Origin of the sequence: Streptomyces sp. NBC_00239 (assembly GCF_036194065.1) — a bacterium.
Taxonomy (GTDB): Bacteria; Actinomycetota; Actinomycetes; order Streptomycetales; family Streptomycetaceae; genus Streptomyces.
Genome location: NZ_CP108095.1, coordinates 6,923,249 through 6,946,206, shown reverse-complemented (window position 1 = coordinate 6,946,206; position 22,958 = coordinate 6,923,249). Strand labels below are relative to the sequence as shown.

The following is a 22,958-nucleotide window of genomic DNA, read 5'->3' as shown; positions in this document are numbered from 1 at the left end:
CATGAAGATAGGCATCATCGGCATGGGCCACGTTGGCCACTCGATGCGGGACCTGTTCCACGACCGGGCCGAGCTGGTCACCTACGACCAGGCGCACGACAGCTCGTACCCGCAGGCGGCCCTGGAGGAGTGCGACTTCGCGGTGGTGTGCGTGAACACCCCGTCCGGGGCCGACGGGGAGTGCGACGTGACCCACGTCGTCGACGCCATCAAGCGGGTCCCCACGCAGCGGATCCTGCTGAAGTCCACGGTGCCTCCCGGCACCACCGCCCAGCTGGCCGCCGCGACCGGCAGGGACATCTGCTTCAGCCCCGAGTACGTCGGGGAAAGCACCTACTTCAACCCCGTCTGCGACGACCCGAGGACGATGTCGTTCGTCATCCTCGGCGGGGAGAAGGAGATCCGCGGCTACTTCCTCGACGCCCTGCTGCCGATCCTGGGACCCCACAAGACGTACTTCCAGTGCACGGCCGCCGAGGCCGAGGTCGTCAAGTACATGGAGAACGCGTTCTTCGCGACGAAGGTGACCTTCGTCAACGAGTTCCGGGAGATCGCCGAAGCGATGGGCGCCGACTGGCACACCGTCCGCGAGGGCTGGCTCCTCGACCCGCGCGTCGAGCCCTCGCACACCGCCGTCTTCGCCGACGACCCCGGCTTCGGCGGGAAGTGCCTGCCCAAGGACCTGTCCGCCATCATCGCCGCGGCGCGCACGGCCGGCGCCCGCCCGGACCTCCTGACCGCGGTCGCCCACAGCAATCAGCAGCGCCGGGCCGCGCTGAGCTGACCGCCCTGCCGCCCGGCGCGAACGTAGCCGGGCGGCAGCCGTCCCCGGGAGGACCCGCATGCCCGCACCCACCGTCATCGGCGTCAACTACCACCGCATCGGCGACGTGGATCCCGCCAACCCCTACCACCGGCTCCACACCGTGTCCGAGGAGACCTTCGCCCGCCAGCTCGACATGATGCTGGAGCTGGGCCAGGTCGTCTCCCTGGATCAGGTCCGCGCCGGCGAGGGCCTGGCCGAGGTCAACTTCGTCCTGTGCTTCGACGACGTCCCCGTCTCCGCGCTGACCGCCATCGACCAGGTGCGCGCCTGCGGCCTTCCGCTGACGCTCTCCCCGGCGGGCCTGCTCACCGACACCGGGCTGGGCAGCCGCGACAAGGTCTACGCCATCGAGAAGTACGCCGACCCGGCGGCGATCGCCGAGCACATCGCCGCCCGCCTTCCCGAAGCCGCTGGCCTGGGCACCTTCTACCAGCTCACCAAGAGCGCCGAACTCGACCCCGAAGCGGTGGCCGCGCAGCTGATCGACCCGCTGTACGCGACCGTCGAGGCGGCGGCAGCGCCGTACTTCGCCGAGCGCGGCTACCTGCCGTGGCCGAAGCTGCGGGAGCTGGCCCTCGACCCGCTGGTCACCGTGGCCAACCATAGCTTCGGCCATACCAATCTCGCGGCCCTCGACGCCGACGCCGTGCGCCAGGAAGTCGACCGCTCCCACGTCCACTTCCAGCAGCGCATGGGCATCGGCGCCCGGTACTTCACTGTGCCGTTCGGACGTCTCACGCAGGAACTCGCGCTGGACCTGCAAGATCCGCTCGCCGCACTCGGATACGCCGGAATCCTCTGGGTTGGATCCGCGGGCGTGCGCATCCACGCGCCCTACGAGCACCAGCTCCTCCACCTGATGCGGCTGCACACCGACGACAGCAGCGACGGTTTCGCCGCTCAGGTTCAGGCCGCGACGCGGGACGCCACCCGGGCGGCGATCTGGCAAGTCCCCGCCACGGTGCACCGGCGACCGGTCCAGGTCGTCCACGGCAGCGGGGCCCGCCGCGCCGGGCAGCTCGAGATGCTGCTGCGCCAGGGTAAGGACTACGCCAGTGACCCGCGGTACTACCAGCACCAGTTCACCGACAACCCGCAGCGCGGAACGCGGCCCGACTACTGCACCGTCGAGGCCGACGGCCGCCCCGAGGCGATCGTCTACAGCTTCCACACCCGCTTTGCCCTGAACGGTCAAGCGGTACCCGGCGTCTACCTGTCCGGCTGGCGCAAGCTCCCGCACGCCCATGCCGCGGCCGCCGGCCAACTGCTCCGCGTCCACCTTGACCGTGAGCCCGTCGTCGGGGTCTACCGGCCCAACCCGGACATCCATGCGGCCTTCCGCGGCTGGCACCGGGCCCCCGTCCACCAGCTCGACCTCCCCGTCACGAGCAACCTCCCACAGGCACAGCGGATCACCAGCGACGTGGAGGAGAGCGCCACGTTCCCCATGGACTTCGAGGCCCTGTGCATCGCCTCCGCCCGGCGCGCCGGATTCACCGTGGTCCGCGACCCCGCCTACCACCACTGGCGGCACACCACCTATCCCGTGGCCCCCGCCACGTATCTGGCAGTCCGTCGCGCGGGCGGCCCCACGGCGCTGGCCATCACGCTCCATCTCCACGGCGTCACGCACGTCATCGACTTCCACCTGGCCGCCGAGGAGAAAGCAGCATCCCTGATCGCCGCCGTCCTCGCGCACGCCGGCGACCACGGGTCCACCACCGTGCGGTGGGAGACCAGCAGCCACCACGTGGCCCAGGTTGCCACCGAGCGGTTCGCCGCCACGGACGCGGCCTACGAAAACTTCTACCGCTTCAACCCCGCGCTCCTGGCCGACCACGGCATCGCACCCCCCGCAGAGCGCTGGCACCACCTGCCCCTGCACGAGACCGCCACCACCAGCGACGTCCTGCCGCGATGAACCAAAGGAGCCCCATGTACACGGTCGCGGACCTCCTCCTGAGCAACGCCCAGGCGAACGCGGACGCCCCGGCCGTCATCGACGGCCCAGACGTCCTCACCTACCGCCAGCTCGCCAACCGGGCGCACCACGTCGCCGGCCATCTGGCGGCCCGTCTTCCCGCCGGGTCACGCATCGCCCTGCTGCTGCCCCGCTCGGCGGACGCTGTCACCGCCTACTTCGCCGCGCACCTGGCGGGCCTCGTCCCGCTCTTCATCCACGATCAGCTGCGTCCCCGGCAGATCGCGCACATCGTCGACCACAGCGAAGCCGGCCTCGCCCTGACCAACAGCCGCCTCGCCCCGCGCCTGCAGGGAGCGCTGCCGCAAGAACGCATCCTCACCCCCGAGGACCTCATGCAGGCTCCCGCCGCGGCACCCACCACACCGTCCACCATCGGCAAGGACCTGGCGGGACTGATCTACACCTCCGGGTCCACCGGCACAGCCAAGGGCGTCATGCTCAGCCACGACAACCTGCTCAGCGGAGCCCGGATCGTGGCGGACTACCTGGGACTGACCCGCGAGGACCGCACGCTCGCCCTGATGCCGTTCAGCTTCGACTACGGGCTGAACCAGATCCTCGCCACGTTCCACGCCGGAGGCGCCGTCGTCATCCAGCGCTCCCCATTCGCCCCCGACATCAGCCGTACCCTCCTCGACTACGAGGTCACCGGCCTGGCGGGCGTCCCCAGCCTCTGGAACGACCTCCTCCACCCCAACTCCCCCTTCACCACCACCCGCTACCCCTCACTGCGCTACCTGACCAACACCGGCGGCCCCCTCACCCCCACGACCATCAGAACGCTCCGCTCCGCCCACCCCCAGCTCGCCCTCTTCGCCATGTACGGGCTCACCGAGGCATTTCGCAGCACCTACCTCGACCCCGCCCGGATCGACAGCAAGCCGACCTCCGTGGGCCAGGCCATCCCCGGCTGCCACGTCGACGTCCTCGACGAGAACGGCATGACCTGTCCCCCCGGCACGGTGGGCGAGATCGTGCACCGCGGCCCCACCGTCACTCTGGGCTACTGGCGCGATCCCGACACCACAGCTCTCGTCTTCCGCCCGCGCGCGGGGCTACGCCCGCCCTGGACCGAACCCGTCGTCCACTCCGGAGACCTCGGCTACACCGACGCCGACGGCGACCTGTACATCACCGGGCGACGCGACGAGCTCACCAAAATCCATGGCATCCGGGTCACCCCCGCCGAGATCGAGGCAGGCATCGCGGCCGCCGGCCTGACCGCCGGCGTCGTCGCCCTCATCGTCCCCGACCCCGGCGGCCTGGCCGACGCGTCCGTCCTCGTCGCCGTCGAGCCCAATGGCCCGTCCTTCACCCTCGACGCCCTCAGCGCCTACTGCTCGGCCGAACTCCCGCCCCACATGCGGCCCCGCCACATCGAGGTCGTCGACAGCCTGCCCCGCACCCCGCACGGAAAGCCCGACCGCAACCACATCCTGTCCCTCCTCACGAACACCGGGGCCATCCGATGAGCCCCACCGCCCACGAAGACCTGATGCGGCCACTGGAGGAGTACACCCGGCTGCACCTGGACACGCTGCGCCGCTTCGGCAGCCGGGCCCTGGACCTGTCCTTTCCCAACCCCAAGTTCCTCAGCGACACCCGTCCCTACGACGTCCTGGCCTCGCTCGCCGCGCAGGCCCGCCCCCTCGACCTGCGCTACAGCCCCTTCGGCGGGTTCACCCCCGTACGCCGCCGCGTCGCCGCCGCCCTCGCCAAGCAGCACGCGCTGCCGTACGCCTGGAACGACATCGTCATGACGCCCGGAGCGACCGCCGCCCTCCGCGTCGCCCTGAGCTCCCTGTTCTCCCCGCCCGACCGGATCATCCTGGTCACCCCCTGCTGGATGGACTACCCCCTCTACCTCCAGGACCTCGGCCTCGCCTTCGACCTGGTCCCCACCACCCCCGACAAACACCTCGACGTCCAAGCCATCGCGAGCGCCTGGACCCCCGAGACCCGGGGCGTCGTCATCGCACAGCCAGGCAGCCCCACCGGAGTCATCCACGACGACCGCGAACTCGAGCAACTGGCCGCCCTGATGCTGCGGCACCCGGTACCGACGCCACCGCTGCTCATCGCCGACGAAGCCCACGCACTCCAGGTCTGGGACCCGACCCCGTGCCCGGCCCCCGCCACCCACTACCCCCACACCATCACCGTGCGCTCCTTCGGTAAGGCATGGGACATGCAGGGCCAGCGCACCGGATGCCTCGCCGTCTCCCCACACCTGGGCGTCCGCGACCAGGCCGTCGCGGCCCTCGTCCGGAGCATGCGCGTCACCGGGCACTGCGCCCCCACGGCCCTCACCCAACAGCTGGCCGCCGCCCTGTCCGACACCGCGCCCGACCTGACCGGGCTCGCCGAGCTCCAGCGCCACGCCCGCCACCAGCTCAGCCGCCGGGGCCTGACCGTCCTCGACACGCACGCCACGCGATTCCTCTACGCCCGCTGCCCCACAAAGGACGACAACGCGTTCGTCTCCCGCCTGGCCGAGCGCGGCGTTCTGGTGATGCCCTCCTCGCTGTTCCACGAGCCGGGCTGGTTCAGGATCGCCCTCAACCTCGAGCAACCGCACCTCGACCGGGCCATCGACATCATCAGCCAGGAGCACGGACGTGCTTGAAACTCACCTCCCCGTACGCAACGTGTACTGGAACCCGGACGGTGGCACCCACCCGGAGCGCATCTCGGCGCAATCGGCGCCGGCCCTCGTTGGGCGGTTCGCCCATGTCCAGCAGGACGGCGACCGTGTCACCGCGATCCGCGACCAGCTCGGTCTCAACAAGCTCTACGTCGGCTTCCACCCCGACCGAGGCGTCATCGCCGCCAACTACCTGGCCGACCTCGTCACGGCGGGCATCGCGTTCACCGGCACCTACGCGATTCCCGCCGGCAGCATCGTCACCCTGGACCCCGACAGGCGCACAGGGGTCGTCCGCAGCTTCGCTTCACTCCCCGCCCGCGCCGGATCCAACGACACCCCCGCCAAGATCGCCCACCGGGTCTCCGAGCTTCTCGACCAAGGAATGCGCCACCTGGCTGACGCGCATCCGGGCCTCCCCGTTGCCGTCTGCCTGTCCGGCGGCGCGGACAGTTCCGTCGTCGCCGCCTACACCCGCGAGCACTTTCCCCACGCCGTCGCCTACACCTACTCCTTCGGCGACGAGCACCTCAGCCAGGACGCGGCCGCCGCCCAGCGCGTAGCCGCCCACCTCAACATGCCGCTGCGGCTGGTGCGAGCCGACCGCGAGACCCTCCTCACCGCGCTCCCTCCGGCGCTCCTGCATGGCCAGGACTGGCGCGACTTCAACGTCCACGCCGCCGTCGTCAACGAGGTCCTCGGCGCCGCCATAGCCGACGACCACCCCCACGGCGCACTCGTGTTCACCGGCGACCTCATGAACGAATTCCTCGCCGACTACACCCCCGTGCCGTACGCCGGCAGCCTCTACTACCGCCTGCCGAACCTTCCGCCCGACCGCCTTCGAGTCCATCTCACCCGCGGCGTCCAGACCGGCGACCGCGAAGTCGGTGTGTTCGCCGCGCACGGGCTGACCGTGGTCCAGCCCTACAGCTGGGCCACCACCGAGCTGCTGGCCCTGCCCGAACCGGTGAGCAAGCCCGGCCTCATGACCCGTCTCGCGCGTCACAGGCTCCCTGACAGCACCCTGCGGCGCCCCAAGGTCCGTGCGCAGATCGGCGACCTCGGCTCCGACACCGGAGTGCTGCCGCAGCTACTCCAGGCAGGCATCACCCAGCCGCGTCTGGAAGGCCGCTTCCGCCACGACCTGGGCATCTCCTCCTCCGCGGACCTGCACCGCACCATCCGCGGTGGCATCCACCAGCCTGTACCGCACGTTCCCTAGGAAGGCACCTCATGGCCCTCAGTCCGGCCGACGCGGCCACACACATCGAAACATTCATCCGGCGCGAAGCCGCCGTTGCTGACGACGACCCGGGCTTCACCCGGCAGGTGCACCTCTTCGACACCGGCTATCTCGACTCCCTGACCGTCGTGGCCCTCACGGTCCACGTCGAGGAGGTCCTCGGGGTCTCGATCACCGACGCCGACCTGTTCGACACCCGATTCGCCACGATCGACGGCATAGCCGAGCTGATCACGCAGCGCGCCGCTCTCGAAGACGGTGATCCAGCCGCGTAATCCCACCTGTCACACGCGTATCAACATCGGCGTTTCGGCCAGCACCCTCCAAGGGCAGGGCCCGCACGCATCAAGGGTGGATGCACCCCGCACGAGGCGCCACCCGTGCCCCTGTACGGAATCCGCTTCGTCTCAAACACGCGTGTTCGATCCGGTGCTCCTCGTCGTTGATCCCGGCACCATCACATGACCACAACACACCAAGCAGCACCTGCAGTTGGCTGCATCGAACCCCGTTGATGCCCGGCGCGGGAGCGAAGGTCCCACCCACTGTCCTGTTCGCGGCCACGTCGATCACGTTCCACCGTCGAAGGTATCCAGATGACGCCCACTCGCTCCGCTCTCCGCTACCTCGTCCACGAATACCTTGAGCGCTACCCTGCCGAGCGCGACCGCCTGGCGCCCCTGACGACGGCCCTCGACGAACCCGGTGATCCAACGAGTCGGGCCACCCTTCCGGGACATATCACATGCAGTGCCGTCGTCATCGACCGCGACCAGCACGTCCTGCACATCCACCACAGGGCCACCGGACTGGCCCTCGTGCCTGGTGGACACCTTGAACCGTCTGATCGCACGCTCATCGCCGCTGCGGTGCGCGAGCTCCACGAGGAGGCAGGGATTGCCGTCGGCGACCTATCCCTCACCACCCAGCTCCTCGACAGCCCGCTCGACATCGATATCCACGACATCGCTCCCCGGCCAGCGAAGGGCGAAGGCGAACACCAGCACTACGACGTCAGATTCGTCTTCTACCTCAGGCGGGAGGCTCCTCCGATCTTCCTGCAGGACGAGGAAGTCTCCGGGGCCCAATGGCTCCCCTTCGACCAAGTCACCTCCCCCGCGCTGCGCGCCAAACTGATCGACACACCACTCGACGGACCGTCAGTCAATACGGTCTACGCATGAGCGAGAAGGTGCCCTTGAAGGAATCCACGATCAACGCGGAACGCGTCACCCGCATCGGTCGTGAAGCTACAACAACCGCGACCGCGACGCCGCCGCCCCCGTCCAGGCTGTGTCCCCGCTCCGCACCCGCCCACCCGTCGAACTCGCCGTGGCCGCGGTGCAGCTGGTCGAGCTCCGCCGGGAAGCGCGGACCTACCGGGGGGAGTCCGTCCACGAGGTCCCGCTGAACGCGGGCAGCCGGCCGTAGCGTCTGCCGGCAGGGCTGTGACCCGGGCGCTCCGTCCTGCCGGGCGCGGGAACGGCGGCGGTTCACGGCGTTGGATGCGGGGCTCGCGGACAGAGTTGCATCGGTCTGCGGTCCACAAGGGGTTTTCCCGAAGTCTGCTTTCGCAGGGGCGGGTTCAGGCCAACATCTGGTCTGCGGCAGCCTGCGAAGGCTACGGCTCCAGAGATCGATCAGCGGCCACCGGACGGGCCCTCAGGCGACGAGGTCGGCCAGATCGTGCTGCTCCGCCCATCGCGCTGCGCTGTACTCACTGACTCAACCTCGTCTGCTCGAACGCCCTCGCCTCCGCACCCCGCGGACGGCGTACTTCGCCACGCCCCCACCCGGAGGACAAAGTGCGTACACACCAGTACCTCGCACCCCGCCCTGCACTCCTGACGAGCACCGTCCTCGGACCAGGAGGCGCATCGCGCAAGTCCCTGATCGGGTGCCGTAAGCCCCCTCGCCACTCGAACGTGTGAGTTCAAACGCCCCCACCCCCAGAGGAACTGCCCTCCACACCCACACCGCATCTCAGTTCGAGAAATTCCCCCTTCCGCGTCCGTTACGGCACCCAGGCGTGGGGGGTTGTTCGACCATCGCTCGGTTCCACGTCAATTAAGGGAGGACCAGTGCACACCGCGCCCCATCCCCGCCCGGCTGCTGCCCGAATCGAACAGACCGGGCCCGGCTACCGGCCGCTCACGAAGGTCGTGCTCCTCGCGCTGCGCCCCGACGGGCGGGTCGCGCTGGTCCGCCGGGCTCATCTGCCAGATCGCGGACAGCTGGCCTTGGTGGGCGGACGGCTGGAGCCGGCGGAGTGGCTGGACGAGGCCGCGTGCCGGGGTGCCTCCCGAACCCTGGGCATCCGGGTGGGGGTACAGGACATCGAGCTCAGCGGCCTCCTGCACTACCGCAGCGAGCAGGGCGCGGGACGCTTGTGCGCCGTCTTCGCCACCCAGCGCTGGTCCGGAGTGCCCCGCAACACCGCACCGGACCGGTACAGCGAGGTGGTGTGGGCCGACCCCGGCGGCCCTCCGGCCGACTGCCGGGCCCTGACCCACGCCGTCCTCAACCAGTACGTCGCCGGAACCCTCTACGGCGCCCTCGCTATGCCTCCTGCCGGGCCGGCCACGGCCGAAGGTGCATCAGCGGGGGCGGCGGAGTGCGGAGGCGAACTGCAGCCGCCGGTGCGGGGGCCCGCCGGACCGCTTACGACCAGCGACGAGACCAGCAGTGCACGACCGGATCTGAGGGGGACGAAGTGAGCAGCGAAGCCGATGGTGATCCTGAACAGGCAACGGTGTCGGACTCGGAACGGCTGCTGTTCGGCGGGGAGCTGGCGTACGACGTCGGCTGGGACCAGCACGAGGGCGCCTGGCTGAAGCTGGGCCTGTGGACCATGGCCAAGGGCTTACCCCGGATGATCGGCACCGGGCTGCGCCTCGCGCACCTCGCCGACGCCCGCGCCCTGCGCGTGGTCCTCGGCGCCGAAGTAGGCCGCGGGATCGCCCAGGCGATCGGGCTGGTCGCAGTCAACGCGGTCCTGGGGCACATCCTCGCCGGAGGCGGGACGAACGAGCGCTTGACCAGCGCGTTCCCAGCACTGATGGCCGTCGCGGTCACCGCTCTGGTGGGTTCGCTTCTGCGGTCCGCGTCAACGGCCGCCACCGGTGAGCTGGAGCCGAAGGTCCAGAGGGTGGCCACCGAGCAGTACCTGGGGCTCGTCCACCGGGTTGAGCTCGCGGCGATCGAGGACGACGAGTTCCACCGGCTGCTGGACGCCGCCCGGTACGGGGCCGACTCCGCCCGGCGCATGATCCGCTACTGCACCAACACCCTCAACTCCGGGATCTCCCTGGTCGCGGCGGCCAGTGTGCTCACCGTGCTCCACATCGGACTTTTGCCCCTCCTCGTCCTGATGACCCTGCCGAGCGGTTGGAGGTCGCTGACGATCTCCCGCCAGCGGTACCTCTCCTTCCACGCCTTCGTCCAGCACGCACGGGCCGGACACCTCCTGGGTCAGTTGCTGACCCAGCGGGAAGCGGCGGCCGAGGTCCGCGTCCACGAGGTCGGGCCCTTCCTCCTCTCCCACTTCCGGGAGATGGCCGAGACGAGCGAGCGCGAGCAAACCCGCCTGGCCCGCAACGCGGCGAAGATCGGCCTGATCGCCGACGGCGCGTCCGGCATCGCCACCCTACTCACCTACGGGGCGCTGGGACTGCTGCTGTGGAGCGGGCGGATGGACCTCGCGGTCGCCAGCACGGCGGTCCTGGCCATCCGCACCGGGTCCTCCAGCCTGGACGGCCTCGTCGTGCAGATGGCCGACCTGCACCAGGAGTCCCTGTTCGTCGCCGACTTCGAGCGGCTCTGTGTGGAGGCGAAGGCGCGGGCCATCCCGGAGACCGGCGAGGACCTGCCCGCGAAGGTTCGCGAAGTCCGCTTCGAGAAGGTCACTTTCACCTACCCCGGCAGCGGGGGCGAGACGCCGGAGCCGACCCTGCGCGAGGTGTCCCTGTCCTTCCCCATGGGCAAGGTCATCGCCGTGGTCGGGGCGAACGGCTCGGGCAAGTCCACCCTGGTCAAGCTCCTGGCCGGCCTGCACATGCCCGACGAGGGCGGCGGCACGATCTGGTGGGACGACGTCGACGCGGCCAAGGCCCAGCGCAAGCAGATCTTCGCCCGCATCGCGCTCATGTCGCAGTCCTTCTTCCGGTGGCCCTTCACGGTGAGGGTGAACGTCGGCATCGGCCGGCCCACCGTCCCCATCGACGACCAGGCGGTACAGGCTGCCGCCGAGTTCTCCGGCGCCTGGAAGTTCATCGCCGCCCTGCGCCGCGGCCTCGGCACCTTGCTCGGGCGGGGCTACAAGGGCGGTCAGGAGGCGTCCGGCGGCGAGTGGCAGATGCTGGGGATCGCCCGAGCTTTGTACAGGAGGCCCGAGATTCTCGTGGTCGACGAGCCCACGAGCGCCCTTGACGCGGTGGCTGAGCAGCGGGTCTTCGACCAGATCCGGGCACTGGCCGCGGCCGGTCAGACCGTCGTGCTGATCACCCACCGCCTTCACTCGGTGCGGCATGCCGACGTCATCCACGTCATGAAGGACGGCCAGGTCGCCGAGTCCGGGACGTTCTCCGAGCTCATGGACGAGAGCACCGGCACGGGGGAATTCCGCAGCGCCTATCTGGTCCAGGCCGCCGCGTTCGCGGACAGCGTGCCCGCCCAGCGGTCCCCCGCAACGGATCTCGCGAAGGACATGACGTGAACCCCGTCGTACAGGCCCTTCCCCGTGCAAGGGCCGATATTCTGGCGGGCTGCCCGTCTCGGGGCACCCGGGCGTCGCGGCCGCAGGCGCCTCGGATGCCGGGAGGCACCACCATGACCGCGATCGCGCCGCTGCTCCTCGTCGACGGGCATCATCTGCTCTACCGCGCCCACTTCGGGTTCCCCAAGCGGTTCCAGGCGCTGGACGGGACCGACGTGACCGGCGCGTTCGGCTTCGTGGCGCTCCTGCGCAAGGCGCACCGCGAGCACGGCTACGGTCATGAGGTCCTGGTGGTCTTCGACGCCGAGGACGGCGCCGACACTCGGATCCAAGCTGAGGCCGGGTATAAGGCAAACCGGGCTGACGCCGACCACAGTCCGATCCAGGCTCTGGCGCCGCTGAAGGCGATGCTCGACCAGGGCGGAGTGCGGTGGCTGGAATGGCCCGGCGCCGAGGGCGACGACGTGCTGGCCACGATCGCCACGCGTGAGGCCGCCGTCGGCCGTGCGGTGGTCGTGCTCTCGGGGGACCGCGACCTCTACGGCCTCCTCACCCAGAGCAGGATCCGGATCCTGAACCCGCAGGCCCCGCCCGGCCGCCAGTTCGTCACCGCTCCCGCGGTCGCCGACCGCTACGGGGTGACGCCGGCGCAGTGGACTGACTTCCGGGCCCTGACCGGGGACCCGTCCGACAACCTCCCCGGCGTCCCGGGCGTGGGACCGGTGACCGCCGCCCGGCTCCTGACCGGCGGGCGCCGGCTCGAGGACCTGCCCGCCGCCGCACCGGGCCGCCTGGCCAAGCCCCTGGCCCGCATCCGGGAGACGTGGGACGACGTCGTCCGCGTGCGGTCCATCCTGCGCCTGAACTGCGACCTGCCGTACCCGCAGAACACCGTCACCGGGACAGCCACACCCGAACTGACAGCACCCGCCACGCTGATGAAGGCGGCCGGCCTGTGGTGACCACGCCCGCCCAAGCCTCCGTCACCACACCGGACGACAAGGCGTCGCTGCGCGGCCACCGGTCCTTCATCGCATTCCTGACAGGCGAGAGCGCAAGCTTGATCGGGACGGCTGTGCACGGCATCGCCCTACCCACGCTCGCGGTACTCCTCCTGCACGCCACGCCGGACCAGATCTCGTTCCTCTTCTTCCTCATCCAGATCCCGACCTTCGTCCTCGCGCTGCCGGCCGGGGCGTTCATCGACCGGCACAACAAGAAGACGGTGCTGATCACCACTGATCTTGCGGCGGCCGCCGTGGTCGCGGTGATCCCGGCCGCCACCGTCCTCGGGACGTTGTCCATGCCAACGCTGTACGCCGTGGCCCTGGCCTTGGGTGCCGTGACGGTGCTCCACCAGGCCGCGGCCATCGCCATCGTGCCGCAGCTCGTCGAACCCGGGCTGCTCCAGCAGGCCCACTCACGGATCGGAGCGGCGTTCGGCGCCGCCGACACGGCCGGTACCTATCTGGGGACCGCGGTGGTCGCCGTGGTGGGCGCCGGCCGGGCCTTCGCCCTGGACGCCGTCTCCTACCTGGTCTCGGCATGGTGTGCGACCCGGATCCGCACCGTTCACGCGCCGCCGGCCCCCAAGGTGCGGCGAAGAATGGCCACGGACATCTGGGAGGGCCTGATGTACGTGGCCCGCACACCGCTCGTGCGGCCGCTCGTCCTGTGCCTGGCCGGGACAGGGTTCGGCTCCGCCCTGACCTCGACTTTCTGGGCGTATCACCTGCTGACCACAGTGAAGACCGGCACGACCGGGCTCGGCGTGATCATGGGGGTGTCCGGCGCCGGATGCCTGGCCGGTGCGCTCGCCGCACCCCGGATCGTCCGCAGGTTCGGGCCCGGACCGGTCCTGGTCGCCGGATTCGCGATGTACCCGCTGATGAGCGTGCCGCTGCTGATTGCCGGGCCCGGGCCGCTGTGGCTCCTGGTCCTCGCCCTGGCGGGCAGTCTCCAGCTCGCCGCGGCCGCCTGCGCGGGCACCACCCAGCGCTCGGTTTCTTGGGGCACTTCAGTTCTGTCTCATCACTCGTCCCTCGAACCGGTGAAGGGTGTCCGCGTCGCCCTCTACTGACTGCTATCTCTCGTCTCTCAGAGGTCTCGGGAGGCAACAGGCATGCAGCTGTACGCGGTTGACACGGCGGTGGTACGCCGGTATTTGGACAGCCCCGTCTTGACGGGTGACCAGGCGGCTCGGCTGCTGGAGCTTCGAGGGATCTCGGACGGCACACCGATCTATCTGGATGCCGAGACGATGATGCCGGTGGAGCCGCTGTGTTCATGGGGCAGGAACATGTCGTACGCCGATCTGGCCGGAAGCACCTTGAAGGACTACGGGCGGATCATGGCCCGGTTCAGCGCTCACCAGGACACGCGTGTGAGCGACGTGCTGTCGGCCACGGAGTCCGATCTCGTGGCGTACAAGAAGCAACGCACTCAGTTGCAGAAGAAGCCGGTCGGCACCTCGGCGTGGTCGAAGGAGTCGTCGGTGCTGGACCAGTTCTTCACCTTCGCGGTCGAGCAGCGGTACCTGCGGCGCCGACCCATGCGTGTGGCGGCGCGAGGGCGTAATGCGCTGAGTCCGCGGACGCGGCGGGGAATGGATATCCGGCATCTGAGTCTGGGGCAGTACCGCTACTTCAGAGATGTCGGTCTTGGCGGGCAGTGCCCGGACTCGCAGCTCAGCCGGTCCTATCGGGGCAGCTCCCCGCACCGCGACCGAGCGGGCGCGGATCTGGCCTTGTGTAGCGGCATGCGGTGGCAGGAGTGGGCCACGGTTCTTCTGCCTGAGCTGGGTCTGGGCGTGGGCCAGTGCGCAGAGGAGGCCGAGTTCACGGTCCAGGCGTGCGCGAAATACGGGAAGGAGCGTGGAGTCTTCGTTCCCGAGCAGGCCATGCGGGCGGTCGAGACTTACTGCTTGCTGGAGCGGAAGGAGTTCACTGCGGCGGCGGCCAGGCGGCTGGAGCGCCAGCATCGGGAGCTGTTCGTCGTCTCCCGCGTGGAGGAGGAGACAGGCCGGATCCACGGCACGCTCGACGGTACGGCGCAGGTGTTCTCGATGCAGGCGATGCCGCCGCGCCTTCGCCGGATCACGGTCCGGGAGGGCGAGTTCGGGCTGGAGGCGATGGCGGTGTTCCTGTGTCGGGGCGGGCTGATGCCGGGGGCAGATTCCTGGAAGCGGTACCGGCATGCGGCGTGGCGCCGGATGGTGGCGCTGGCTGATGAGACGACGCCGCAGCTGCCCGCGAAGAGATGGCGCTGGCACGATCTGCGTCACACGTACGCGCTGCAGCTGCTCACCTATCTGGAGCAGCAGATGGACGGGGCCGAGCCTGACATGGTTGCGCGGCGTCGGCGTCACCGCTCCTATTTGAGTGGGCATATCCGCTACAACCCGTTGTTGATCGTGAGCCGGCGGCTTGGTCATTCCAGTCCGGAAACGACGTACGCGTATCTGGAGTACACCGACGATCTGGTGCAGGAGTACGAGGCGGCGTTCGCCGGGTGGGTCGGTGACCGGGGTGAGGAGGCCACGTACGCGCAGATCGCCGCCAGGGCCTTCCGTCTGGAGAAGTCGCCGTTGGGGGTGGGTTGATGGCGCGCGTGAAGTGGCGGAGGTCGGCTGAGTGGACAGCGTTTCTGCGTCAGGCGTTGGGGGTTCCGGGCGGGGACGGCCGCCTCGGCGTTCGTGTGGTGGCGGTCAATGAGCAGGGTCGCGAGCGCCTGCACTATGTCGATCCGGCAGATTACCGGTGTTCACGGCTGGCCGCTCAGCTCGCCGATGAATGGGTCGAGTACGTCGCGGTCACCGGTCTGTCGGCCTCAGCGTCTCGCGACTATGTGCGTGCGGTCGACCTGGTGTGCTCCGCGATGGACGGTGCGTGCGAGGAGGCGGCATCCCTGTCGTTGGAGTCGGCGGATCTGCTGCCTTTGCTGGCTCGGTGGGAGCGCACCCTGCCGGCCTCTTACCAGGAAGGGTCGCGTCAGGCGGGGGTGGCAGCGTCGTGCGTGAGGGTCCTGATCGTGCGGCGGGAGGACCATTCCGAGCGGGGGCTGGACGAATCCCTCGCGAGGTTCGCCCGTGGCCGTTGCTTGACACCGTGGGGTGATAGCTCGGAGCGGGACGAGTTCAGCCGGGCCGACAAGCGGGCGTTGGTCAAGGCCGCGTGGCAGGAGGTGCAGGCCTTGGAGAAGCGGCTCGCCGATGGCTGGTCTCTGGCGGCACAGGGCCGGCATCCGGATGAAGGGGACTGGCTCCATGTGCCGGATCTGTTGTGGGGGCTGTCGCGGGGAGTGATCGAGCCACGCCAGATCGGCGATGCGCTCCCCCCGCTCACCGCGCAGTGGCCCGACGCGTTGCGCGAGATGGTGCTCAGAGCGGACGGAACGGTAGCGAAGCGTCGGGCCAGACGGGATGTGATTCTGCGGCTGCTCGCGCGCCTGTACCCTACGAATCTGGATCTGCACTCCTTCCGGGTCCTGCTGGTGGACGCCACCGGGCACGCCTCGGAGGAGGTCACAGGCTTCGGCGCGCAGGACATCGAGTTCCTCCCCAAGGGCGTACGCCTGACACTGGTCAAGGACCGCGCTTCGCGGGTACGCCATCGCGCCTTCCGGGACGCCTCCGAGCCCCGGAACGCCGATCAAGGTGAGGTGTCGGCGAGCGAGTTGCTTGACGGGCCGCGCCGGGAGGTGAGCGCGATCGTGCGCCGGCTGCTGGCGGTCACGGAGAAGGTCCGGGAGCGGTGCCCGGAGGTGAGCGACACCCTGTTCGTCCGTCCCTCACTTGTGTATTACGACCTGCGCTTCGGCCGCTGGAATTCCAATATGCAGGGCCAACGTTTCACCGATTGGCTTCACACGGCAGGCGTCACGGTAGACGGTGAGGCCCATATCGGGCGGCTGCGGAAGTCCACCAAGGTCGAGAAGGCCATCGTCTCCGGCGGCCGGATCAGCGTCGCCGCCGACGACCACCTCGAGGAGACCTTCGCCGGACACTACGCCCAGGGCACCACGCTGCGGATCCTGTCCGGCAAGGTGATCAATACAGCCCAGGACCACTGGTTCCAGCAGGCGGTGGAGGGGCCGACCCTGATCTCGTCCGACGCAGTCGAGATCACCGAAGACAGCGAACGGCTGCAGGCACTTGGGCTGGACAGGGAGCAGGCGGACGGCATTGTCCAGGGCGAACTCGACATGGGCGTCTCGCACTGCAAGAACCCGTGGGATTCACCCTTCAGCCCGCCGGGCGAGCTGTGCGCCGTGGCGCCGCTGCGCTGCCTGGAGTGCCGCAACGCGTGGCTGCTGCCCAGCCACCTGCCGCAGCTGATGCTGTTCGCCGAGCACCTGGAGACGGTGCGCCAGCGACTTGACCCGAAGACGTTCACCCGGCTGTGGGGCCAGTCCTACACCAATCTCCGAGCTGCCATGGACGAGCGCACCGAGGAAGAGAAGGCCCTCGCCCGGAAGCACATCACCGCGGGTGAGGTCTCACTCGACCTCCCGCTGCCCGCACATGTGGAGTTCGACACGTGATCATCCCGAGTTCCGGGGAGAGCCCCCGGTCCCTGTTCCGCCCGGACGAACCCGTTGTCCAGAGCCACCCTCTGATGCCTGCGGCTCGCCGATCGCAGGTCCGCATGCCGCTGTTCGGCGACAGCGAGTTCATGGACTTCAACGGTGTCGTGCGCCGGCCCGCCAACCGCAACCGCTCGTGGTGGAAGATGCGCCTGGTCGGCGTGCTGGCCGATGAGCCCTGGAATCTTCTCGCCCGCGAAATGATCATAATTCTGGCGAACCCCGGCCACGAGGCACTCCAGGCGGCGGGGCTTCACCTCGGCTTCACCCCGTGGGACATCGGCAGCATCAATCTGGAGATCAGCTGCCTGCGCGGTGTGATCACCTGGGCCCGCGAGGACGGCCTTCCCGAGGACCCCTCCCGCTGGAGTGAGTCCGATCTGCGCCGACGCATCAAGGCACTGAAGAGGGAAGTGAAACCGAGAACGCTCACACGGCATGTGAGCTTCGTCCAGCGGATGGCGACGCTCTCCCCGGCGCTCAGCTGCGGCTGGCCGGGTGTCAACCCGTGGCCGGGCAAACCTCCGGGACAGGTGGCCAAAGACGTGCGCGATGGCACCCTGTCCACGAAAGCGATTCCGCCCGACATGTGGTTTGCGCTGGTCCGTGCCGCATGGACGTACATCCACGTCTTCGCCCCGGACATCTTCCGCGCACTGGACATGCTCAAGGAACTGCGCCGTGCCGCAAGGCTCTCGGCCGATGTCCGCGACAAGAACGGGGAACTGGACGCCTGGCTGGCCGACCCGGCGAACAAGGTGCCCTGCCACCACGACCCGCACACGGCCGAAGGACAGCAGCCGGAGGTCTACTGGGTGATGCTGACGCTGCTGCTGGGAGTGAAGGAGAAGCAGAGCAGCTCGTTCTTCGGGACGTACTGCATGGCGGGCCGACAGCGCAGAGAGAGGGTCCAGCGGGCGGTGGCCGACGGCCGGTACGCCTACGGCCTGCCCGTGGAACTGACGCAGGTCACCCGCCCGGACGGCAGCCGCGGCCCCTGGCACCCCGGTTTCGACCTCTACGAGCTGTCCCGCCTGCCCACGATCCTGCGCGATGCCGCCTTCGTGCTGGTGGCCGCCTTGTCGATGATGCGAAGTTCTGAACTGCAAGAGATCGTCCGGGGCAGCGTCGTCGAGCACTACAACGCACCCGCCGTCGCCTCCACCCTCGTCAAGGGCCGTCCCGGGCGACCGCGCAAGCACTGGTGGATCAGCGAGCCGGTCGCGGAGGCCATCGCGGTCGCCGAGGCCGTCTCCCCCCACCCCGTGCGGGTCTTCGCCCCGCTGACACCCAAGGCTGTCAACGAAGAACTCGACGGCGGCGCCATGGTCGACTCGTTCATCGGGTTCGTCAACGCCGGCCTCACCTGGTCCGGGCTGGCTGCGATCCCCGACGGCAAGGCCCGGCCCCACATGTTCCGCAGGACGATGGCGATGCTCACCGACCAGTTCGCCGGCTCCGAGATCGCGCTGGGCATGCAGCTCAAGCACATCGCCACCCGCGCCCTGGCCAACCGCGCCACCCGCGGCTACGCAGCTCCCGACTCCGCTTGGGCCAAGCACCTTCAAGACGCGGTCCACGCCGCCCGGTTCCGCCGGCTCAAGGACCTGTACGGGGCCCACTCCCAAGGACAGGAGATCGGCTTCGGCCCCGGAGCCGAACGCCTCAAGGGCGTCTTCGAGCAGATCACAGCCACCGCCCGGGCCCGCCACGGAGACGCCCGCGTCGAAAACGACCTCCTGCGCAAAGCCCGGATCACCATCCGCTTCGGAGCACTCAACAACTGCCTGTTCGACGAACGCAACCCGACCGGCGCCGTCTGCCTGGAGAACGCGATCATCCCCGAAGGGCATATCGGCCCGCTGGAAGACCTCTGCCGGCCCGACCGCTGCCCCAACAGCATGATCGGCACCGAGCACGCCCCGTTCTACGACGCACACCACCGCACCCAGCTCGAGCTCCTGAAGACCCCTGGACTGCCCGCCTGCCGCAAAGCCCTGATCGCCAGGGAAGCCGAACGCGCCGAATCGGTCCTTGACAAGATCCGGGGTACCTCCGCATGACCGCTCACAGCCGTATGACCTGCGACGGTGTCTCGCCCGACACCGCGGAGGCCCTGAGGGCCGCCATGCAGCGGCTGTTTGCCGGAAAGCCACAGCGCACCGACGGACGGCTCACCAAGGAGAACCTCTGGAGAGAAGCCCAGGTCAGCCGGGCCACCATGAACCGAGCTCGGCCGATCCTCGCCGAATGGGATGCCCGCATCGCCGAGCAGGGCAAGACCACGTCCGGAGAGGCCCGCAGAGACGAGGAGATCAGCAAGCTGCGCAAGAAACTGGCCGCCAAGACCCGAACATGCGCGCTCCTGGAGAAACAGCTCAGGGCCGCGGCCACCGCTATCGCCGCCTTGCACCACGACAACTGTGCCCTGCGCGAGGAGATCGGCCGACAGCAGGGCACCAACATCGTCGGGCTCGACGGACGCCGCACAAGACTCGACAACAATTCCCACGCGTGACGGCACTCCCGCATCCAGGGGATACAGCGCGGTACACGGGTCGGCATATATCTGCTGGACATCCAGCTGTCGTGCGCAGGGTGGATGTCGGCTTGGACACCGCCGCGGCCACGGCAGGCGCGGCATACCGGCCACCTCCCTCGCGGCGCTCGCCGTCACGCTGCGGCGCCGCGCCGCGAAGGAGTCCGTCATTGCCATCGCCGGGCATCTTAGCGTCGGCCGCTCCACCCTCTGCTGCCCTCTCGCCGCATTCGACGCCCGCCACCACACATCCGGGGCCGCAAGCGCGGTGGCCTGCTGCCTCGCGTGCCGTCAAGTGTTGCCGCAGCCGGTCACCGGCTTCGCCGACCGCGACCAGGAGAGCCGCGGATGAGGTGCAGGGCGCGAGCGGTGAGTGGTGCCCACGAGCCGTGCTCGCCAGCCAGAGGATGCTGGTGAGGGCCACCCATCAGGCTACGGCGGACCAGGCCGGGAACAGTCGCGGACGGCGCCCGATGACACCGTCCCGGCCGGCCCCGGGGGCGGACGGCGACCGGCGGCGTCATCGAGAAGCCGGCTTCGTCATCGAAGACCAAGCTGTCAAAGCCGGTGAAGATTGCCTGAAATCTGACCCACCGCCCCCGTTCCGCCGGGGAGGGTCTGGCCGGACGGAAGCATTCCCACCGCCCGGCTCGGAGCAGGTCACGCCTACGGCGCCGAAGTCGGTGAGGTCTCGCCGACGGGGGTGGCGGCGAGACCTCACGGCATGACGGTACTCCTCGCGGCGACAACTTTCCGCAGCATCCATAAATTGCAAATATCTGCAATTGAATACATGATGTAGGAGTTGTGTCCGTAGGTAGCCGCGGGCACGGCACCAGACCGCAGGCCCGCGGCGTTGAAGGGTGGAGATCGTGCCGGTTCCGCTGTATCAGGCGAAGGCCGAGTTCTTCCGCATGCTCGGGCACCCCGTGCGCATACGCGTACTCGAGTTGCTGCAGGACGGGCCATTGCCGGTGCGCGAGCTGCTGGCGTCGATCGAGGTGGAGCCCTCTGCCTTGTCGCAGCAGCTGGCGGTCCTGCGCCGGTCCGGGATTGTCACCTCTTCCCGCAACGGCTCCACGGTCGTCTACGCGGTAGCCGGCGGCGACGTGGCCCAGCTGATGCTGGCGGCACGCCGGATCCTGACCGAGGTCCTCACCGGGCAGACGCAGCTCCTGGCGGAGCTGCGCGAGACGGGAGGCCGTGCGTCGTGAACACGTTCCTCGTGGAGTCGGCGAGCCGACTGCGGGCGGTGCTGCCCACGCGCGCAGATCTAGCTGGGATGACCCGCGACCCCCGGCGGAATCTGCTGGCGGGGCTGACGGTGGCGATCGTGGCCCTGCCTCTGGCCCTGGGCTTCGGCGTTTCCTCGGGTCTGGGCGCGGAGGCGGGACTTGCCACCGCAGTGGTCGCGGGCGCTTTGGCGGCGATATTCGGCGGCTCCAACCTGCAGGTGTCCGGACCGACCGGGGCGATGACCGTCGTGCTGGTGCCGATCGTGGCACAGTACGGGCCCGGCGGTGTGCTGACGGTCGGGCTGATGGCCGGTGTCATGCTGATCGGTCTGGCGCTGCTGCGGGCCGGCAGGTATATGCAGTACGTGCCGGCGCCGGTGGTGGAGGGTTTCACCCTCGGTATCGCGTGCGTGATCGGTCTCCAGCAGATCCCCAACGCGCTCGGGGTGGCCAAGCCCGAGGGCGAGAAGGTCCTGCTGGTGGCCTGGCGGGCCGTGGTCGAGTTCGTGGCGTTTCCGAACTGGACGGCGATCGGGCTCTCGCTGGGTGTGGCCGTGGTGATGCTGGCCGGGGCGCGGTGGCGTCCGGCGATCCCTTTCTCGATCGTCGCGGTCATCGCCGCCACCGCCTTGGTTCAGGTGTTCGGGCTGCGGGGTGCGGCGCCGATCGGTGATCTGCCGTCCGGACTTCCCGCTCCGTCGCTGTCCTTCCTCGACGTCTCCGCGCTCGGCTCGCTGCTCGCGCCTGCGGTGGCGGTGGCCGCGCTGGCGGCGCTGGAGTCGCTGCTGTCGGCCACGGTGGCTGACGGGATGACGGTGGGGCAGAAGCACGACCCGGACAGGGAATTGTTCGGGCAGGGGCTTGCGAATCTGGCGGCCCCGCTGTTCGGCGGTGTGCCCGCGACTGCGGCGATAGCCCGGACGGCGGTCAACGTGCGCAGCGGAGCCTCCTCGCGGCTGGCGTCCTTGTCGCATGCGGCGGTGCTGGCGGTGATCGTGTTCGCCGCGGCTCCGCTGGTGTCGAAGATTCCGCTTGCGGCGCTGGCGGGTGTGTTGCTGGCTACCGCGATCCGCATGATCGAGGTCGGCGCTCTGAGGGCGATGGTGAGGGCCACGCGCTCGGATGCGGTGGTCCTGGTCTTGACCGCGGTGGCCACGCTCGTCCTCGACCTCGTCTACGCGGTGATCATCGGTCTCGTCGTCGCCGGGGCCCTGGCCCTTCGGGCTGTGGCGGGCCAGGCGCGGATGGACCAGGTCGATTTCCGCCCTGACATGCCCGGTGAGCACAGCGCCGAGGAGCACGCTCTCCTGGCCGAGCACATCGTGGCCTACCGCATCGACGGGCCTCTGTTCTTCGCCGGCGCGCACCGCTTCCTCCTGGAGCTGTCCGAGGTCGCTGACGTGAGGGTGGTGATCCTGCGCATGTCCCGCGTCACGACCCTGGACGCCACTGGCGCGCTGGTGTTGAAGGACGCGGTGGAGAAGCTGAACCGGCGGGGGATCGCCGTGATGACCTCCGGCATCCGCCCCGGTCAGCGCCAGGCCCTGGAATCGGTGGGCGCCCTGGCCTTGCTCCAGCAGGAAGACCGCGAGTACGCCACTACCCCCGAGGCCATCGCCGGCGCCCGCAAGCACCTGGAGCAGGCCGGGCTTGTGCCGGCGCGCCACCGACCGCACCTGCCTGAGTCGCACCGCATCCGGAAGGGCCCGCGATGACCGTCCCCGCCGACCTGAACCTGACCGACATGTCCGGGGCAGAAGTGCTCTGGCTCCTCGAAGGAGCAAGCCACGGCCGTCCGCTCTACCGGGGCCGCCTGGTGTATGTGCGGCGGGAGCAGGCTGTCATCCGGCCCGCCACGCACGTGATGGCGTGCGGGCGGCTGGTCGTGCGCGCGCCGGTGCAGACATCGGCCGTCGCCGGCCGGACGGTGCTGACCTACCAGGTCGACCAGATCCACCCGCGGACCGGCACCGGGTGGACGCTCACCGTCCACGGCCCGGCCGAGGTGATCACCGACCCCGATGAGACGGCCCACTACCGGCGGATCCTGCCCGGGATGGCGTACGGGCCCCATGACACGCTGCTGTGGCTGCACCCGCAGGCCCTCACCGGACACCGCCTGGCGCCCGTGGAGGAGCGGTGAGCGTCCGGACGGAGACTTTGCCCTACCGGCATGTGCTGACCCTG

At 69.4% G+C, this 22,958-nt stretch carries 19 protein-coding genes; all 19 read left to right on the top strand.

The features are described 5' to 3' along the window. The first annotated feature begins 1 nt into the window (after window position 1). The 19 genes from OG764_RS30835 to OG764_RS30745 all read left to right on the top strand — a co-directional run bounded on the left by OG764_RS30835 (window position 2) and on the right by OG764_RS30745 (window position 22,914). Window positions 2-784, top strand: coding sequence for a hypothetical protein (locus tag OG764_RS30835; protein WP_328971591.1), 783 nt, complete (start codon window positions 2-4; stop codon window positions 782-784). Between the two features lie 58 nt (window positions 785-842). Next, window positions 843-2,747, top strand: a complete 1,905-nt coding sequence (locus tag OG764_RS30830) for a polysaccharide deacetylase family protein (RefSeq protein WP_328971590.1) — start codon at window positions 843-845, stop codon at window positions 2,745-2,747. 14 nt (window positions 2,748-2,761) lie between these two features. Next, window positions 2,762-4,282, top strand: a complete 1,521-nt coding sequence (locus OG764_RS30825; RefSeq protein ID WP_328971589.1) for an AMP-binding protein — start codon at window positions 2,762-2,764, stop codon at window positions 4,280-4,282. Beyond that, a complete protein-coding gene (locus OG764_RS30820) occupies window positions 4,279-5,436 on the top strand; it encodes an aminotransferase class I/II-fold pyridoxal phosphate-dependent enzyme (RefSeq protein ID WP_328971588.1) in 1,158 nt (385 codons plus the stop codon). Before OG764_RS30825 ends, OG764_RS30820 begins: the two co-directional genes overlap by 4 nt. After that, on the top strand, window positions 5,429-6,679 hold the full coding sequence (locus OG764_RS30815) for an asparagine synthase-related protein (RefSeq protein ID WP_328971587.1): 1,251 nt from the start codon (window positions 5,429-5,431) through the stop codon (window positions 6,677-6,679). Before OG764_RS30820 ends, OG764_RS30815 begins: the two co-directional genes overlap by 8 nt. 11 nt (window positions 6,680-6,690) lie before the next feature. Then, on the top strand, window positions 6,691-6,975 hold the full coding sequence (locus OG764_RS30810) for an acyl carrier protein (protein ID WP_328971586.1): 285 nt from the start codon (window positions 6,691-6,693) through the stop codon (window positions 6,973-6,975). A 321-nt stretch (window positions 6,976-7,296) separates the two neighbouring features. Beyond that, window positions 7,297-7,884 carry an NUDIX hydrolase gene (locus tag OG764_RS30805; RefSeq protein WP_328971585.1) on the top strand — a complete coding sequence of 196 codons (588 nt, stop codon included), beginning with the start codon at window positions 7,297-7,299 and terminating at the stop codon, window positions 7,882-7,884. A gap of 109 nt (window positions 7,885-7,993) precedes the next feature. Further along, window positions 7,994-8,131 (top strand): hypothetical protein, encoded by a 138-nt coding sequence (locus OG764_RS30800; protein ID WP_328971584.1) that lies wholly within the window; start codon window positions 7,994-7,996, stop codon window positions 8,129-8,131. 650 nt (window positions 8,132-8,781) lie between these two features. Beyond that, window positions 8,782-9,417: an NUDIX domain-containing protein gene (locus OG764_RS30795; protein ID WP_328971583.1), complete on the top strand. Its 636-nt coding sequence runs from the start codon at window positions 8,782-8,784 to the stop codon at window positions 9,415-9,417. Beyond that, on the top strand, window positions 9,414-11,414 hold the full coding sequence (locus OG764_RS30790) for an ABC transporter ATP-binding protein (protein ID WP_371639254.1): 2,001 nt from the start codon (window positions 9,414-9,416) through the stop codon (window positions 11,412-11,414). Before OG764_RS30795 ends, OG764_RS30790 begins: the two co-directional genes overlap by 4 nt. A gap of 113 nt (window positions 11,415-11,527) precedes the next feature. Next, on the top strand, window positions 11,528-12,376 hold the full coding sequence (locus OG764_RS30785; protein WP_328971582.1) for a 5'-3' exonuclease: 849 nt from the start codon (window positions 11,528-11,530) through the stop codon (window positions 12,374-12,376). Beyond that, the gene (locus tag OG764_RS30780) at window positions 12,370-13,494 is read left to right on the top strand and encodes an MFS transporter (protein WP_328971581.1); all 1,125 of its coding nucleotides are present in this window, start codon (window positions 12,370-12,372) and stop codon (window positions 13,492-13,494) included. Before OG764_RS30785 ends, OG764_RS30780 begins: the two co-directional genes overlap by 7 nt. A 42-nt stretch (window positions 13,495-13,536) precedes the next feature. Beyond that, the gene (locus tag OG764_RS30775) at window positions 13,537-15,015 is read left to right on the top strand and encodes a hypothetical protein (RefSeq protein ID WP_202198298.1); all 1,479 of its coding nucleotides are present in this window, start codon (window positions 13,537-13,539) and stop codon (window positions 15,013-15,015) included. Further along, window positions 15,015-16,955, top strand: a complete 1,941-nt coding sequence (locus OG764_RS30770) for a hypothetical protein (RefSeq protein ID WP_328971580.1) — start codon at window positions 15,015-15,017, stop codon at window positions 16,953-16,955. The genes OG764_RS30775 and OG764_RS30770 overlap by 1 nt, the downstream gene beginning before the upstream one ends. A 74-nt stretch (window positions 16,956-17,029) precedes the next feature. Further along, window positions 17,030-19,060: an integrase gene (locus OG764_RS30765; RefSeq protein ID WP_266354724.1), complete on the top strand. Its 2,031-nt coding sequence runs from the start codon at window positions 17,030-17,032 to the stop codon at window positions 19,058-19,060. Beyond that, window positions 19,057-19,515 carry a hypothetical protein gene (locus OG764_RS30760; RefSeq protein ID WP_033224085.1) on the top strand — a complete coding sequence of 153 codons (459 nt, stop codon included), beginning with the start codon at window positions 19,057-19,059 and terminating at the stop codon, window positions 19,513-19,515. The genes OG764_RS30765 and OG764_RS30760 overlap by 4 nt, the downstream gene beginning before the upstream one ends. A gap of 893 nt (window positions 19,516-20,408) precedes the next feature. Beyond that, window positions 20,409-20,750 carry an ArsR/SmtB family transcription factor gene (locus OG764_RS30755; RefSeq protein WP_008736324.1) on the top strand — a complete coding sequence of 114 codons (342 nt, stop codon included), beginning with the start codon at window positions 20,409-20,411 and terminating at the stop codon, window positions 20,748-20,750. Window positions 20,751-20,818: 68 nt separating this feature from the next. Further along, window positions 20,819-22,486: a SulP family inorganic anion transporter gene (locus OG764_RS30750; RefSeq protein WP_237404268.1), complete on the top strand. Its 1,668-nt coding sequence runs from the start codon at window positions 20,819-20,821 to the stop codon at window positions 22,484-22,486. Next, complete coding sequence (locus OG764_RS30745; RefSeq protein ID WP_033224087.1) at window positions 22,483-22,914, top strand: pyridoxamine 5'-phosphate oxidase family protein; 432 nt, start codon at window positions 22,483-22,485, stop codon at window positions 22,912-22,914. Before OG764_RS30750 ends, OG764_RS30745 begins: the two co-directional genes overlap by 4 nt. Window positions 22,915-22,958 lie beyond the last annotated feature (44 nt).